The sequence below is a fragment of the Antarcticibacterium flavum genome, assembly GCF_006159205.1.
GTDB classification, from domain to species: domain Bacteria; phylum Bacteroidota; class Bacteroidia; order Flavobacteriales; family Flavobacteriaceae; genus Gillisia; species Gillisia flava.
The window spans coordinates 1,037,843-1,051,837 of sequence record NZ_CP040812.1; the positions used below are offsets into that span (position 1 = coordinate 1,037,843).

General features: G+C 44.3%; 10 protein-coding genes. 5 read left to right on the forward strand and 5 right to left on the reverse strand.

Annotated elements, in window-relative coordinates:
• The first annotated feature begins 478 nt into the window (after positions 1-478).
• Positions 479-1,849 (forward strand): MATE family efflux transporter, encoded by a 1,371-nt coding sequence (locus tag FHG64_RS04335; RefSeq protein WP_139065268.1) that lies wholly within the window; start codon positions 479-481, stop codon positions 1,847-1,849.
• 15 nt (positions 1,850-1,864) lie between these two features.
• On the opposite strand, the gene FHG64_RS04340 is transcribed toward FHG64_RS04335, so the two are convergent.
• The gene (locus FHG64_RS04340; RefSeq protein WP_139065269.1) at positions 1,865-3,409 is read right to left on the reverse strand and encodes a hypothetical protein; all 1,545 of its coding nucleotides are present in this window, start codon (positions 3,407-3,409) and stop codon (positions 1,865-1,867) included.
• Between the two features lie 148 nt (positions 3,410-3,557).
• Here FHG64_RS04340 and FHG64_RS04345 point away from each other — a divergent pair, with 148 nt between their 5' ends.
• Genes FHG64_RS04345 through leuB form a run of 4 tightly spaced genes read left to right on the forward strand, consistent with a single transcriptional unit; the run spans position 3,558 to position 7,815 of the window.
• Complete coding sequence (locus FHG64_RS04345) at positions 3,558-4,727, forward strand: 2-isopropylmalate synthase (protein WP_139065270.1); 1,170 nt, start codon at positions 3,558-3,560, stop codon at positions 4,725-4,727.
• The gene (gene leuC, locus FHG64_RS04350) at positions 4,727-6,109 is read left to right on the forward strand and encodes a 3-isopropylmalate dehydratase large subunit (RefSeq protein WP_139065271.1); all 1,383 of its coding nucleotides are present in this window, start codon (positions 4,727-4,729) and stop codon (positions 6,107-6,109) included. The genes FHG64_RS04345 and leuC overlap by 1 nt, the downstream gene beginning before the upstream one ends.
• Positions 6,110-6,703 (forward strand): 3-isopropylmalate dehydratase small subunit, encoded by a 594-nt coding sequence (gene leuD / locus FHG64_RS04355; RefSeq protein WP_139065272.1) that lies wholly within the window; start codon positions 6,110-6,112, stop codon positions 6,701-6,703.
• On the forward strand, positions 6,700-7,815 hold the full coding sequence (leuB, locus tag FHG64_RS04360) for a 3-isopropylmalate dehydrogenase (RefSeq protein WP_139065273.1): 1,116 nt from the start codon (positions 6,700-6,702) through the stop codon (positions 7,813-7,815). Before leuD ends, leuB begins: the two co-directional genes overlap by 4 nt.
• Positions 7,816-8,967: 1,152 nt before the next feature.
• Here the strand turns inward: leuB and ilvA are convergent.
• From ilvA to ilvB, 4 genes are read right to left on the reverse strand one after another with little or no spacing between them, the layout of a single operon-like run.
• Entirely contained in the window at positions 8,968-10,242 is a 1,275-nt protein-coding gene (gene ilvA, locus FHG64_RS04365) for a threonine ammonia-lyase IlvA (protein WP_139065274.1), read from the reverse strand.
• Entirely contained in the window at positions 10,242-11,717 is a 1,476-nt protein-coding gene (gene ilvC / locus FHG64_RS04370) for a ketol-acid reductoisomerase (protein ID WP_139065275.1), read from the reverse strand. Before ilvC ends, ilvA begins: the two co-directional genes overlap by 1 nt.
• Positions 11,714-12,253 (reverse strand): acetolactate synthase small subunit, encoded by a 540-nt coding sequence (ilvN, locus tag FHG64_RS04375; RefSeq protein WP_139065276.1) that lies wholly within the window; start codon positions 12,251-12,253, stop codon positions 11,714-11,716. The genes ilvC and ilvN overlap by 4 nt, the downstream gene beginning before the upstream one ends.
• Positions 12,253-13,986 carry a biosynthetic-type acetolactate synthase large subunit gene (gene ilvB / locus FHG64_RS04380; RefSeq protein WP_139065277.1) on the reverse strand — a complete coding sequence of 578 codons (1,734 nt, stop codon included), beginning with the start codon at positions 13,984-13,986 and terminating at the stop codon, positions 12,253-12,255. Before ilvB ends, ilvN begins: the two co-directional genes overlap by 1 nt.
• Positions 13,987-13,995 lie beyond the last annotated feature (9 nt).

Genomic DNA, 13,995 nt, shown 5'->3' on the forward strand with positions numbered 1-13,995 from the left:
ATTCGGTGGCTAAATTTTAGGAACTCGCGGGCAGATAAATTCATGCGAGATTAATCCGTTCCGCTCAAACAGCCTAAAATTCTTAACGCCCCTCTCATTTCAAATTTTACGATAACCTTTCGTAGGCCGGGAGAAATTCTGCAAAGAAGAATATTATATTCATTGATGATATTCATACGTCATCACCTCACGCTAGGTAAATTTTTTACCCCAGGTCTCAGGGGAACATAAGCCAGGACGCTTTAATTTTCATACATCAACTCGCCGCGTCATGCTGAACTTGTTTCAGCATCTAGCGTTCTTGGTGAGACCCACCTTCTCGACTGCTCCCCAAAATCCAACCCATTCGATCCTAAAACAAGTTAAGGGTGACATAAACCTGAATGCTTTGAATGATACACACAACTTCATTAATTTCAAATTTTATTAAGCAAACTTTAGGAACTCCCGGCTTTTTAATCCTTTAAATTTGCCGGTAATGAAGGCTCCGTTAAAGAATAAATACACAGAAGGCAAGATATTAAACTCCCTTATAAGCCTGGCGCTTCCCATTATTTTTGCCAATATCCTCCAAACAACGTATCAATTAATCGATACTTTTTGGTTGGGACGTCTTGGGGCCAACGCGGTGGCGGCGGTAAGTTTGAGCTTTCCCTTACTTTTCCTGGTGCTTTCCCTGGGCTCGGGCCTCACCCTGGCAGGAACTGTGATGGTAGCACAATACAAGGGCGCCGAGAATCAAAAAATGGTGGACTTCAGCTCTTCACAAAGCGTCTTTTTGATCCTGATCATTTCGGCAATATTGGCACTTATCAGTTTTTATTCCGCAGGGCCACTTATGCGAATTATTGGTGCGGGACCGGAAATCTACGATGACTCTGTTGCTTACTTTAAGGTGTCCTCCCTCGGCTTTGTATTTCTCTTTCTGTTTTTCATTTTTCAGTCCTTAATGCGGGGTATCGGCAATGTGATGCTGCCGGTGTATGTGATCCTGTTCACGGTATTCCTAAACCTTATCCTCGACCCCCTCTTCATCTACGGATATGGTCCCGTACCGGGATTTGGAGTGGCAGGTGCCGCAGTGGCCAGTGTGGTTACTCAGGGTTTATCTGCTTTAATAGGTCTTGTAATCTTATTCCGCGGAAAAAGCGGAATAAAGATCAATGTCAACTCCATGAGGATCAATATGGAAAACTTAAAACGCACTTTCAATATTGGTTTCCCCGCAAGTATAGAACAATCTACAAGAGCTCTTGGAATGACCATGATGGTAATCCTGGTAACCAGCTTCGGCAGTGACATTGTGGCGGCATACGGGATTGGTGCCCGCATCCTGAGTTTTATTGTGATCCCTGCTCTGGGACTGGCCATCGCCACCACTTCCCTGGTGGGGCAAAATATTGGGGCCAGGAAGATCAAACGGGCAGAGAAAGTGGCTAATTTGAGTAATAAGGTGGCATTCTTCGGATTAACAGGAATGGGCCTATTACTGTTTATCTTTGCTGAACCCCTTACCGCGTTTTTCATTCCCAATGATCCTGAAGTTATTCAGGATGGCGCACTTTTTATAAAAATCATGGCTCCCAGTTTTGGGTTGCTTGGTGTGCAGCAGGTGACAAACGGGGTTTTCAACGGAGCAGGATTTACGAAAGCCTCCATGCTTATTTCCATATTAAGCCTCTGGATCGTGAGATTTCCCCTGGCCTACGTCCTCTCCTACAATACCTCCCTGAGCTACGAAGGCATATGGTGGGCTTTTCCAATTTCTAATTTAATTGCCGCCATTGCAGCTTTTAGTTATTTCAAGATGGGCTACTGGAAAATGAGAGCATTCAGATACCGCAATTAAACAAAACAGCCAATTTTACCTGGCCACAAGCCTCGCCTTCTCTGCAACGATCTCAGCTACCGGCCGGTTCTCTATATTGCTTTCCAGCCAGGAAAGAATATCCAGATAAAGAAAAGCCCTTTTTTCATAAGGATGATCTTCGTACTGTTTTAAGGTGCTGTGGAGTTTTCTGAATTCATCTTTTAACTCCAAAGGCGAGATCTCGGGTAAATTCCGCAGGAACTTGATCATTTCCTTTTGCACCTCATGCAGGTCATTCATCTTGATAAGGAACTTATAAGTAGATCGAATAAGACTGTCAAGATGATAGTCCTTTCCTGCTTCATAATGGGCTACCAAATTAAGAATTCTTGCAAAACACATAAGATCCTCCCTCATCTCCAGGGATTTATTATTTATGATCTTCTTCAGGAAAGTAATACACTTCACATAATCCTCATCCCCAAAATAAAGGGAAGCTATCTTATAGTAAAATACCATTACGTGATGGTGATCTATCCTGCTTCCAAACTTTTTAATTTTCTTCAGGATCTTCTCCACCAAAGCTTCTCCATTGGCAAAATCCCCCTTCATAAATCTTAAGTTCAGTTTATTGGAATATACATACAGAAAGGCGAGCGCCGCGATATTATCATCATCAGGGATCTTGGGATCCTTTAATTTGTTTTCAAAGTTTTGAAGTGTGGTTTCAAAAACCCGGGTATGGTTAAGATAGAACAAGCTCTCCAGGAGGTAATGATTTCCTTTCACATAAGATACAGGATGAACTGCAACCATGTGGGGGTATTCATCAAACAATGCGATCCATTTGGAGGAATACCTGTAACACGATAAGAAATCCTGGATTAAAAAGCTATACCATAAAGAAGCCTTATACAGCCATAATTTCTCCCGGAAGCCCAGCTTTGAAAATTCATAAGCGGGAAGGCTCTCCCGGTAATATTCTTTTATAGAGCGCGCTTCTTCCTCTGTCCTGGCATAACCCATTTTTAAAAAAATGCTATAAAGTTGCAGGGATAGATTGGATAGTTTTCCTGCTATCTGGTTCAGTTCATTTAGTTCTTCGGTTTGCTTTATAAGACTTTCAGCCCGGTTGTGAATGCTTCGGGTGATATACTGGGATTCTATAATTTTTTCCCATTCAAGGATCTCGTAGGCAATATTTTTTTCCTCGTAATATAACGCGGTAGCCTTGACCTTATCGAGCAATTTAAGGCTCTGCTTATACAAACCCTTCCTGTAAAGTATGGAAGCGAAATCCAATTGCTCCCTTATATTAATAGGTATACTTTGATGTACAGGATTAAGCTTAAGGCTTATGAGCAACTGTTTGTAAAGATGCCCTTTGACATTGGACAATTGCTGTTTGCTAATGTTGGTCTTCTCCAGGATCAACTTCTCGTTATAAACTTTTTGAGCAGAAATTACCCTGAAGAGATTAAGGAATTTACTCTCTGCATTTACCCCAATCCTGCCAACATACAAAGAGAATTGTCTCTTTTCTGACGGGGTAAGGGATTTTATAAGGCTGAATAAATTTTCAGTTAGATCATTGGTCATCGTAACAGGAGCAGGGTTAACTTGTTGATATTCAATGCAATTGAAGCCGCATTCTTTTAATCCATTATCGTAACCATCATCTCTTAAAGAGGTTAGAGTGCAGGTGGGAATGTTACTTTAGTTAAAGATAAAGTAAAAAAAACGTGATATGAGTAATGGAAAGGTAGAAATATTTGACACGACATTACGGGATGGCGAGCAGGTCCCCGGCTGCAAATTAAACACCGTTCAAAAATTAAAGATTGCTGAAGAACTCGACTCCCTGGGAGTTGATGTTATAGAGGCAGGTTTTCCTGTTTCCAGCCCCGGCGATTTCAAATCTGTACAGGAAATTTCCAAACTGGTAAAAAATGCATCTGTTTGCGGACTCACCCGTGCTGTAAAAAAAGATATAGAAGTAGCTGCTGAAGCACTTAAATTTGCGAAAAGGCCGCGTATTCATACCGGCATTGGCACCTCAGACTCTCATATAAAATACAAGTTCAATTCTACCCGTGAGGAGATCATCGTACGGGCCAGGGAGGCTGTTTCATATGCTAAGAATTTTGTTGATGATGTGGAATTCTATGCTGAAGATGCCGGCAGGACAGATAATGAATATCTTGCCCGGGTATGCACGGCAGCCGTTGAAGCCGGCGCAACTGTATTAAATATTCCCGATACTACCGGTTACTGCCTTCCCGAGGAATATGGAAAGAAGATCAAATATCTAAAGGAACATGTAAAGAACATTGACAAGGTGACTATTTCGTGCCATTGTCACAATGACCTGGGACTGGCTACAGCCAATGCCATTGCGGGAATAATGAACGGCGCGAGGCAAATTGAATGTACCATTAACGGGATTGGAGAACGTGCAGGAAATACCGCTCTGGAGGAGGTTGTGATGATCCTTAGACAGCATCCTACTTTAAATTTGCATACCAATATACAGCCTAAGTTGTTATACGCCCTAAGTAATCTTGTCTCTCGTGAGATGGGAATGTTTGTACAGCCTAATAAGGCCATAGTAGGGGCCAATGCCTTTGCCCACAGCTCAGGTATCCACCAGGACGGTGTCATCAAGAACAGGGAAACCTATGAGATCATAGACCCGGCAGATGTGGGGGTAACAGAGTCGGCTATTATATTAACTGCACGAAGCGGCAGGGCTGCCCTGGCATATAAAGCCAAAAAAATGGGCTATGAATTGACCAAGCTTCAGCTTGATATCGTCTATGCAGAATTCCTGAATTACGCCGACCATAGAAAAGAGGTGGCAGATACAGACCTGCATGAGATCATGTCCATATCATTCAAGAATAGAGCTATAGCCTGATGAAAAAGACCTTATTTGACAAGATATGGGACGCCCATGTGGTGGAATCAATTCCCAACGGGCCGGATGTTTTGTACATTGATAAACATTTGATCCACGAGGTGACCAGCCCCCAGGCTTTTAATGAGCTGCGGGAGCGTAAAATTCCCGTTTTCCGGCCAGAAAAAACGGTTGCCACAGCAGATCATAATACCCCCACCCTGGACCAGCATTTGCCTGTGAAAGACCTGCTCTCAAGAAAACAGCTTAAGGAACTCACTCAAAACTGTGAAGAAAATAACATAAACCTGTATGGGCTGGGCCATCCTTTCAATGGGATCGTTCACGTAATGGCTCCCGAGCTGGGGATCACCCAACCGGGAATGACAATTGTTTGTGGGGACAGCCACACCTCCACCCACGGTGCTTTTGGAACAATTGCCTTCGGAATTGGAACCAGCCAGGTAGCCCAGGTTTTTGCAAGCCAGTGCGTGCTGGTCGAGAAACCGAAAAAACTGCGGGTGAATGTAAACGGAAAATTGAAGCCGGGAGTTCTTCCCAAGGATGTGATCCTTTACATTATAAGTCAGTTGGGCACAAATTCCGGCACCGGGTACTTCTGCGAATATGCAGGAAATGTATTTGAGGAAATGTCCATGGAAGGCAGAATGACCGTTTGCAATATGAGTATTGAGATGGGAGCCCGTGGCGGATTGATCGCGCCAGATGAGACTACTTTTGAATACGTGAAAGGCCGGGAATTTGCACCAAAAGGAGAACAATTTGAAAGGCTGAAGAAAAAGTGGAAAACTCTTAAAACGGATGCAGGAGCTGAATTTGATAAAGAATTCTTCCTTGATGCTGAAGATATTGAACCTATGATCACCTATGGGACAAACCCCGGAATGGGAATAAAATTAACCGGAAATGTGCCACTCAATGGAGGCAAAAGTGCTGCAAAGGCACTGGAATATATGGGCTTTATTCCCGGGGAATCTTTGCTGGAAAAGCAGGTGAACTGGATCTTTATTGGCTCCTGTACAAACTCCAGGATTGAAGACTTTAGGACGGCAGCTGCCTATATCAAGGGAAAGCAAAAAGCGGCCAACGTTAATGCCCTTATCGTCCCGGGTTCTAGAAAGGTAGCAGAACAGATCAAGGCAGAGGGCCTACAGCAAATTTTTGAAGATGCCGGTTTTACCTTACGGCAACCGGGATGTTCTGCCTGCCTTGCGATGAATGATGACAAGATCCCGGCGGGAGAATATTGTGTTTCTACCAGCAACAGGAATTTTGAAGGCCGGCAGGGACAGGGAGCACGTACTATCCTCGCCAGCCCGTTAACAGCTGCCGCCACGGCCATTGCCGGGAAAATAACCGATTTCACCAAAAACCTCAATTAAATGGAAAAGTTTATACAACTTCAGGATACCGCTGTGCCTTTGGAGATCGAAAATATCGATACAGACCAGATCATTCCTGCGCGTTTCCTGAAAGCTACAGATAAGGCGGGCTTTGGTGAGAATTTATTCCGGGACTGGAGGTTTGATAAAGAAGGATGCCTCAACCCGGGCTTCAGTCTGAATAATTCGCAATATAAAGGTTCAATCCTGGTAGCGGGAGATAATTTTGGATGTGGTTCCAGCAGGGAACATGCCGCCTGGGCTTTGAAAGCTTATGGATTCAAGGTGGTAGTCTCCAGCTATTTTGCAGATATTTTTAAAGCAAATGCCCTTAACAACGGAATACTTCCGGTACAGGTATCAGCCGGATTTCTGGCAGAACTATTTACGCATATTCAGGAAGAACCTTCCACAGAAATATTGATAGACCTTGGAAAACAAAAAATTAGCCTCACAGCTACGCAGGAATCTGAAAGATTTGAAATAGACCCATACAAGAAGATCTGTATGATCAATGGTCTTGATGAAATTGATTTCCTTTTAAGCAAATTGCAGGCAATAAAAGAATACGAACAAAAACAATTAGCCTTATGAAGTTGAAAATAGCAGTGTTACCGGGAGATGGAATAGGCCCTGAGATAACAAAACAAGCAGTAAAAGTATTAAAAGCGGTTGCCGAAAGGTTTGACCATGATTTTCAATTCGAGGAAGCCATAGTGGGAGCTGCTGCCATAGATGCAACGGGAGATCCCCTGCCACCAGAAACCCTTGAACTCTGCGCGGGAGCAGATGCCGTTCTTTTCGGGGCTATAGGTCACCCGAAATATGACAATGACCCGAATGCCAAAGTAAGGCCGGAGCAGGGACTTCTTAATCTTAGAAAAGGGCTGGGTCTCTTTGCCAATATTCGTCCCGTGAAAGCCTATACAAAACTCCTGGACCACTCGCCCCTGCGGCCGGAGCGTATAGAGGGTGCAGACTTAGTGATCTACAGGGAACTCACCGGCGGAATATATTTTGGTGAAAAGAGTACCAGTGAAGATGGGAAAAGCGCAACCGATGTTTGTACCTATAGCGTAGAAGAAATCGAAAGATTAACCCATCTGGCCTTTAAGGCTGCGCAAAAAAGAAGAAAAAGAGTAACACTGGTTGACAAGGCGAATGTTCTCGAGACCTCCAGGTTATGGAGAAAGACGGTGGCAGACATTTCAAGCGAATATACCGATGTTTCCCTGGATTTTCTTTTCGTGGACAATGCTGCGATGCAAATGATCCTGGATCCAAAACAGTTTGATGTGATCCTTACTGAAAATATGTTCGGTGACATTTTATCAGACGAGGCAAGTGTAATTGGCGGAAGTATTGGCTTACTGGCATCGGCTTCAGTAGGTGAAAAAAGCGCACTGTTTGAACCTATCCACGGTTCTTATCCACAGGCAACAGGAAAAGGTATCGCCAATCCTGTGGCTTCCATTCTTTCTGCAGCAATGCTTTTGGAGCATTTTAATTTGCATAAAGAAGCAAAAGCGGTAAGAGATGCTGTTGAGGAGAGTTTGCATATGAATGTTTGCACTCAGGATCTTAATAAAAACAACTATTACTCCACAGAAAAAGTAGGCGATTTCCTGGAAGGTTATATTATAGAAGCCGGAAATATGAGGCTTAACAATGAAAACCTTAGCCTGGGCCAAATGACTATCATTTAGTTTGTTTTCAGCCTTTTTCAACCTCTCTGAGCTCCTCGGGGAGGTTTTCTTTTAGAATCAAGAGAAAATAATCAAGAGACAAGACGGGTAGAAAAGAGAGAAGAGAGAAGAGAGGGCATTCAAGAGATGCGATGCGTGAGGCGGAGTGGGGATTTAGTGACGGGGGTCGAGAGAGGTTCTAAATATCGAGGATTCTGGGTTAAAGGTGTTTGTCCCGTTAGGGACCACATATGGGTAGAATTGAATTAGAAATAAAACCCCCGTGCCTTTAGGTACGGCATATAAATAACCGGTTCATATTCTGTACCTAAAGGCACAGGACGTCCACCATTTATTTTTTTCTACCTATAGATAGTCCCTACAGGACAAGGAAACGGAGTGATATCTTCGAGAAAAGGATAAAAAAATATTCGTGCATTCGTGGCGGGAAAAAGAATCAAGAGACAAGAATCAAGAGACAAGACGGGTAGAAAAGAGAGAAGAGAGGGCATTCAAGAGATGCGATGCGTGAGGCGGAGTTGGGATTTAGTGACGGGGGTCGAGAGAGGTTCTAAATATCGAGGATTCTGGGTTAAAGGTGTTTGTCCCGTTAGGGACCACATATGGGTAGAATTGAATTAGAAATAAAACCCCCGTGCCTTTAGGTACGGCATATAAATAACCGGTTCATATTCTGTACCTAAAGGCACAGGACGTCCACCATTTATTTTTTTCTACCCATAGATAGTCCCTACAGGACAAGGAAACGGAGTGCTGTCTTCGAGAAAAGGATAAAAAAATATTCGTGCATTCGTGGCGGGAAAAAGAATCAAGAGACAAGACGGGTAGAAAAGAGAGAAGAGAGAAAAGGCGCGTTACGATAGACGGGTTTGCCTTAAGGGAAGGTCGGGATTCAAGGCGAGGGATTCGTGAGAAGGGCTACACCAAAGCCCATTAGATCCTGAAACAAGTTCAGGATGACGTGGGGGAGACATTTCCACCGTCAAGAATTATATAAAAATATTCGTGCATTCGTGGCGAAAAAAGAATCAAGAGACAAGAATCAAGAGACAAGACAAAAAGTTAGAGAGGAGAGAAAACGAAGCAGTCTAACATCTATATTCCAGCAGCGCAGCGGTCTTTTTCTTTGCTCCCCCTTTGGGGGCTGGGGGGCTATACGAGAAACTGAAAAAGATCCGGATTATCATTCAAGTACTGCCCATAGAAATTTTGTTCTTTCATTCTTTGCACCAGGGGCTCAAAGTCGGCGGGATCATTTAATTCTATGCCTACCACTGCAGGGCCATTCTGCCTGTGGTGTTTCTTTGAATACTCAAAATGCGTAATATCATCCCCCGGCCCCAGGACCGAAGCTACAAATTGCTTCAAGGCTCCTGCCCTTTGGGGGAAGCGCACGATGAAATAATGCTTAAGGCCTGAATATAATAATGCCCGTTCTTTTATTTCAGCTGTGCGGGTTATGTCGTTGTTCCCTCCGCTAAGGATGCAAACCACATTTTTTCCTTTGATCTCTTCAGCATAAAGATCAAGAGCAGAGAGTGCCATGGCTCCGGCGGGTTCTGCCACGATTGCGTCGTGATTATAAAGGTCCAGGATGGTCTGGCATATTTTCCCTTCAGGAATAGTTACCACCGCATCCAGGTTTTGCCTGCAAAGATCGAAATTGCGAAAGCCTACTTTTTGTACTGCAGCGCCATCCACAAACCTTTCTATCTCCTGCAACTCTGTAACCCGGCCTTCACTAAGAGAATAGGTCATAGAAGCCGCCCCTTCCGGCTCCACCCCTATTATACGTGTGTTGGGAGATAATTGCCTGAACATGGAAGACAAACCTGCAAGCAGGCCGCCTCCTCCTAAAGGTGCAAAAACATAATCTACAGGCGCATCTGCCTGCTCCAGGATCTCAAGGCCCATAGTAGCCTGGCCTTCAATTACTTTTTCATCGTCAAAAGGATGGATAAACACTTTGGATTCTTCCCTTCCAATTTTTACCGCCTCCTTATAAGAATCATCAAAGGAATCTCCTTTTAAGACTACGGTTATCCATTCACCCCCAAACATTTTAGTTTGTTCCACCTTTTGCCGCGGAGTGGTTTCAGGCATGAAAACCGTCCCCTTCACTCCAAAATTATTACAGGCAAAAGCAAAACCCTGGGCGTGATTTCCGGCACTGGCACAAATTACCCCTTTCTCCAACTGTGACTTTGAAAGGCTGGCGATCTTGTTGTAAGCTCCTCGTATCTTATAAGAGCGCACCTGTTGCAGGTCTTCCCTTTTAAGCGATACATTTGCCTCATATTTCCTGCTATAGGTAAGGGAGTGGCTTAGGGGCGTCAAAACCGAAACTTTTGAGATTCGTCTTGCGGCTTCCTTTACCGCCTCTAATTGTGGTGTATATGTCCGGGTTTCGGTTTCGGTAGTTTCCATCAGGCTGCGATTTTTTTCATAGCTGTCATAGCCTTTCTAAGAGAAGCGCCAACAATTTCCACCGGGTGTTTCCTTATAGCTTCATTCACCCAAATAAGTTCCTGATTATCGGTGCCGCCATTACTGCTGCTATAGGACCTACCGATTACCTCCGGCTCCAGGCTGTTCACATAATCCTTGATAAGCGGCTTACAGGAGTGATCAAACAGGTAACAGCCATACTCTGCAGTATCTGAAATGATCCTGTTCATCTCGTATAATTTCTTCCTGGCAATGGTGTTGGCAATAAGTGGTGCTTCGTGTAGTGACTCATAATAGGCAGATTCCTCTATGATCCCCGCCTCTACCATGGTCTCAAAAGCCAGTTCCACGCCGGATTTCACAAAAGCCACCAGCAGCACCCCTTTATCAAAATACTCCTGTTCGGTTATTTTTTCTGAAGTTGCTTCGGTTTTTTCGAAAGCCGTATTCTCTGTAGCTGCTCGCCATTCCAACAACTCCTTATCATCATTTTCCCAATCCTCCATCATACGGGCACTGAATGCGCCTGAAATAATATCATCCATATGCTTCTGGAAAAGTGGCCGCAGGATCTCCTTTAATTCTTCTGAAATCCTGTTGGCCCTTACCTTGGAAGGGTTGGAAAGCCGGTCCATCATATTGGTGATCCCACCATGCTTCAGGGCCTCGGTAATAGTTTCCCATCCATACTGAATAAGTTTAGCTGCATAAGAAGGTTCCACCCCTTCAGCAACCATTTTATCAAAGCTCAAAATTGATCCGGTTTGTAACACTCCGCACAGGATTGTCTGCTCTCCCATAAGGTCCGATTTCACTTCAGCTACAAAAGAGGATTCCAGGACTCCTGCCTTGTGCCCGCCGGTGGCATAAGCATAAGCCTTCGCCCATTCCAGCCCAATTCCATTGGGATCATTCTCCGGATGCACCGCGATAAGGGTAGGTACCCCAAAACCGCGTTTATATTCCTCCCGCACTTCTGTTCCGGGGCATTTTGGCGCCACCATAATAACAGTGATATCCGGGCGTATTTGCATCCCCTCCTCCACGATATTAAACCCGTGGGAATAGGAAAGCACCGCATTCTTCTTAATGTATGGTTGTATGGCCTTTATTACACCAGTATGTTGCTTATCCGGGGTAAGATTGATTACCAAATCAGCGTCGGGAATTAGCTCCTCATAGGTTCCAACCTGGAAATTATTATCGGTAGCATTTTTCCAGGACTGTCTTTTTTCTTTGATTGCTCCTTCCCTTAAGGCATAGGAAATATCCAGACCGCTGTCCCTCATATTCAGTCCCTGGTTAAGACCCTGGGCCCCGCAGCCTACAATGACTATTTTCTTACCTGTTAAAGCTGCTGTTTCTTCGCTAAATTCCTCACTTGCCATTAACCGGCAAGTTCCCAGCTGTGCCAGTTGTTCTCTTAATGTAAGGCTGTTAAAATAGTTACTCATGATGCTATATTTGATGTATTAAATTTTTCCAATATTTCCGAAATTGGCATCTCCTTTTTGGAAACCGCTATTGTTCCAGATCGTACGAACTGCATAAGTCCGTAAGGTTTCAGTTTTTCATACAGGCCTTCTGTTTCCCTTCGCTTACCGGTCTTTTCTATAACAAAAAAGTCCGGGGTAACTGTTACTATTCTTGCATTCGTCTCCTTGATAAAATCCTGGATATTAAAGTCATCTACAAAATCTGAAGACCTTACTTTATAAAGCGCTGTCTCCTGGTATATAAGCTCCTCATCTGTATGATAAAATGCTTTGATAACCTCAATTTGTTTCTCTATCTGGCCCACGATCTTCCTCACCTGCTCTTCGGTTACTTCCACAACAATTATGAACCTCATCACTTCATTCACCTCACTTTTGGAGGCAGTGATACTTTCAATATTAATATGCCTTTTCAAAAAGATCGCTGCGATCCTGCTCAACAGGCCTATATTGTTCTCTGTATAAACAGAGACTGTAAAATTTTGCTTTTCCATTATTCCAGTCTTATTTCTGAAACCGATGCTCCTGTAGGGATCATTGGGAACACATTCTCTTCCTGCTCCACTTTTACCTCCAGGAAGTAGGCTTCCTTAGATTCCATCATTTCCTTCACAGCTTCCTGCAGTTCACTTCTCTTTGTAACTTTCCTGGCTTTGATATGGTAACCTTCAGCAATGCTCACAAAATCGGGGTTGACCATCTCTGTTGAAGCGTATCGCTTCTCAAAGAACATTTGCTGCCATTGCCTAACCATTCCCAAAAAGCTATTGTTGAGGATCACGATCTTCACCGGGATCCCGGTTTGAAAGATAGTTCCCAATTCCTGTACGTTCATCTGGAAGCCACCATCTCCAATAACTGCGACTACATCACGACCCGGGCAGCCCATTTTGGCCCCTATCGCCGCCGGCAGGGCAAACCCCATGGTTCCCAGTCCGCCGGAAGTGACATTACTCCTGCTGCTCTTAAATTTTGCATAGCGACAGGCCACCATTTGATGCTGGCCAACATCTGATACTATTATTGCATTCCCACCTGAGCAGGTATTTATCTCATCAATCACCTCTGCCATCTTCACCTCTCCTTTTAGAGCGGTAAGGTCATTTTTAATAATGCGGGTATATTCGATCTCATATAATTCCTTGAATTTCTTATGCCACCCATCGTGACTGTTGGGTTTCAGGAATTCCAGTAACAGCTTAAGGGTTTGGTTCACGTTGCCCAGAACAGGGATATCGGCAGTAACATTTTTATTGATCTCGGCAGGGTCTATTTCAAAGTGTAAGATTTTTGCCTGTTTTGCATAGGTGTTAATATTTCCCGTTACCCGATCATCAAAACGCATTCCTATAGCTATCAATACATCACATTCATTTGTGAGCATATTGGGAGCGTAATTCCCGTGCATTCCCACCATTCCTACATTTAAAGGATGGTCACTGTCCAGTGCCGATAGCCCCAGGATGGTCCATGCTGCCGGGATCCCCGCTTTTTCCACTACCTCCTTCAGTAGCGCCTCTGCACCTCCAAGGATCACCCCCTGGCCGAAAACGATCATCGGTTTTTTTGCATTATTAATTGCCTCAGCCGCACGTTCCACCTGCAGAAGGTTGATCTCTGGCACAGGAGTATAACTCCTTATAGCCCTGCACTTTTTATAGCTGAATTCAAGCGAGGCAAATTGCGCATCTTTGGTAATATCGATCAATACCGGACCGGGACGGCCACTCCTGGCAATGAAAAAGGCCTTTGCAAGTACCTCTGGAATATCCTCGGCCTTTGTGATCTGGGTGTTCCACTTAGTTACCGGGGTTGAAATACCCACAATATCTATTTCCTGAAAAGCATCGCTTCCCAACAAATGTGAACCTACCTGTCCTGTAATGAAAACCACAGGGGTAGAATCCAGGTGAGCATCTGCAATCCCGGTTAAAAGATTGGTCGCTCCCGGACCGGAAGTAGCAATAGCCACTCCTACCTTCCCGGAAACCCTTGCATACCCCTGGGCGGCATGGGCTGCTCCCTGCTCGTGCCGGGTGAGGATATGACGGAGTTTATCCTGATATTTAAATAATTCATCGTACACCGGCATAATGGCTCCTCCTGGATAACCGTAAACAGTATCCACACCTTCTTCCAGCAAACATTTTATAATAGCCTCAGCCCCCGAAACCGTCATAGTTTCAGTTACGGAAACCTGTCCAAAATCTGCAGTTTTCACTTTCATATTCCTCTG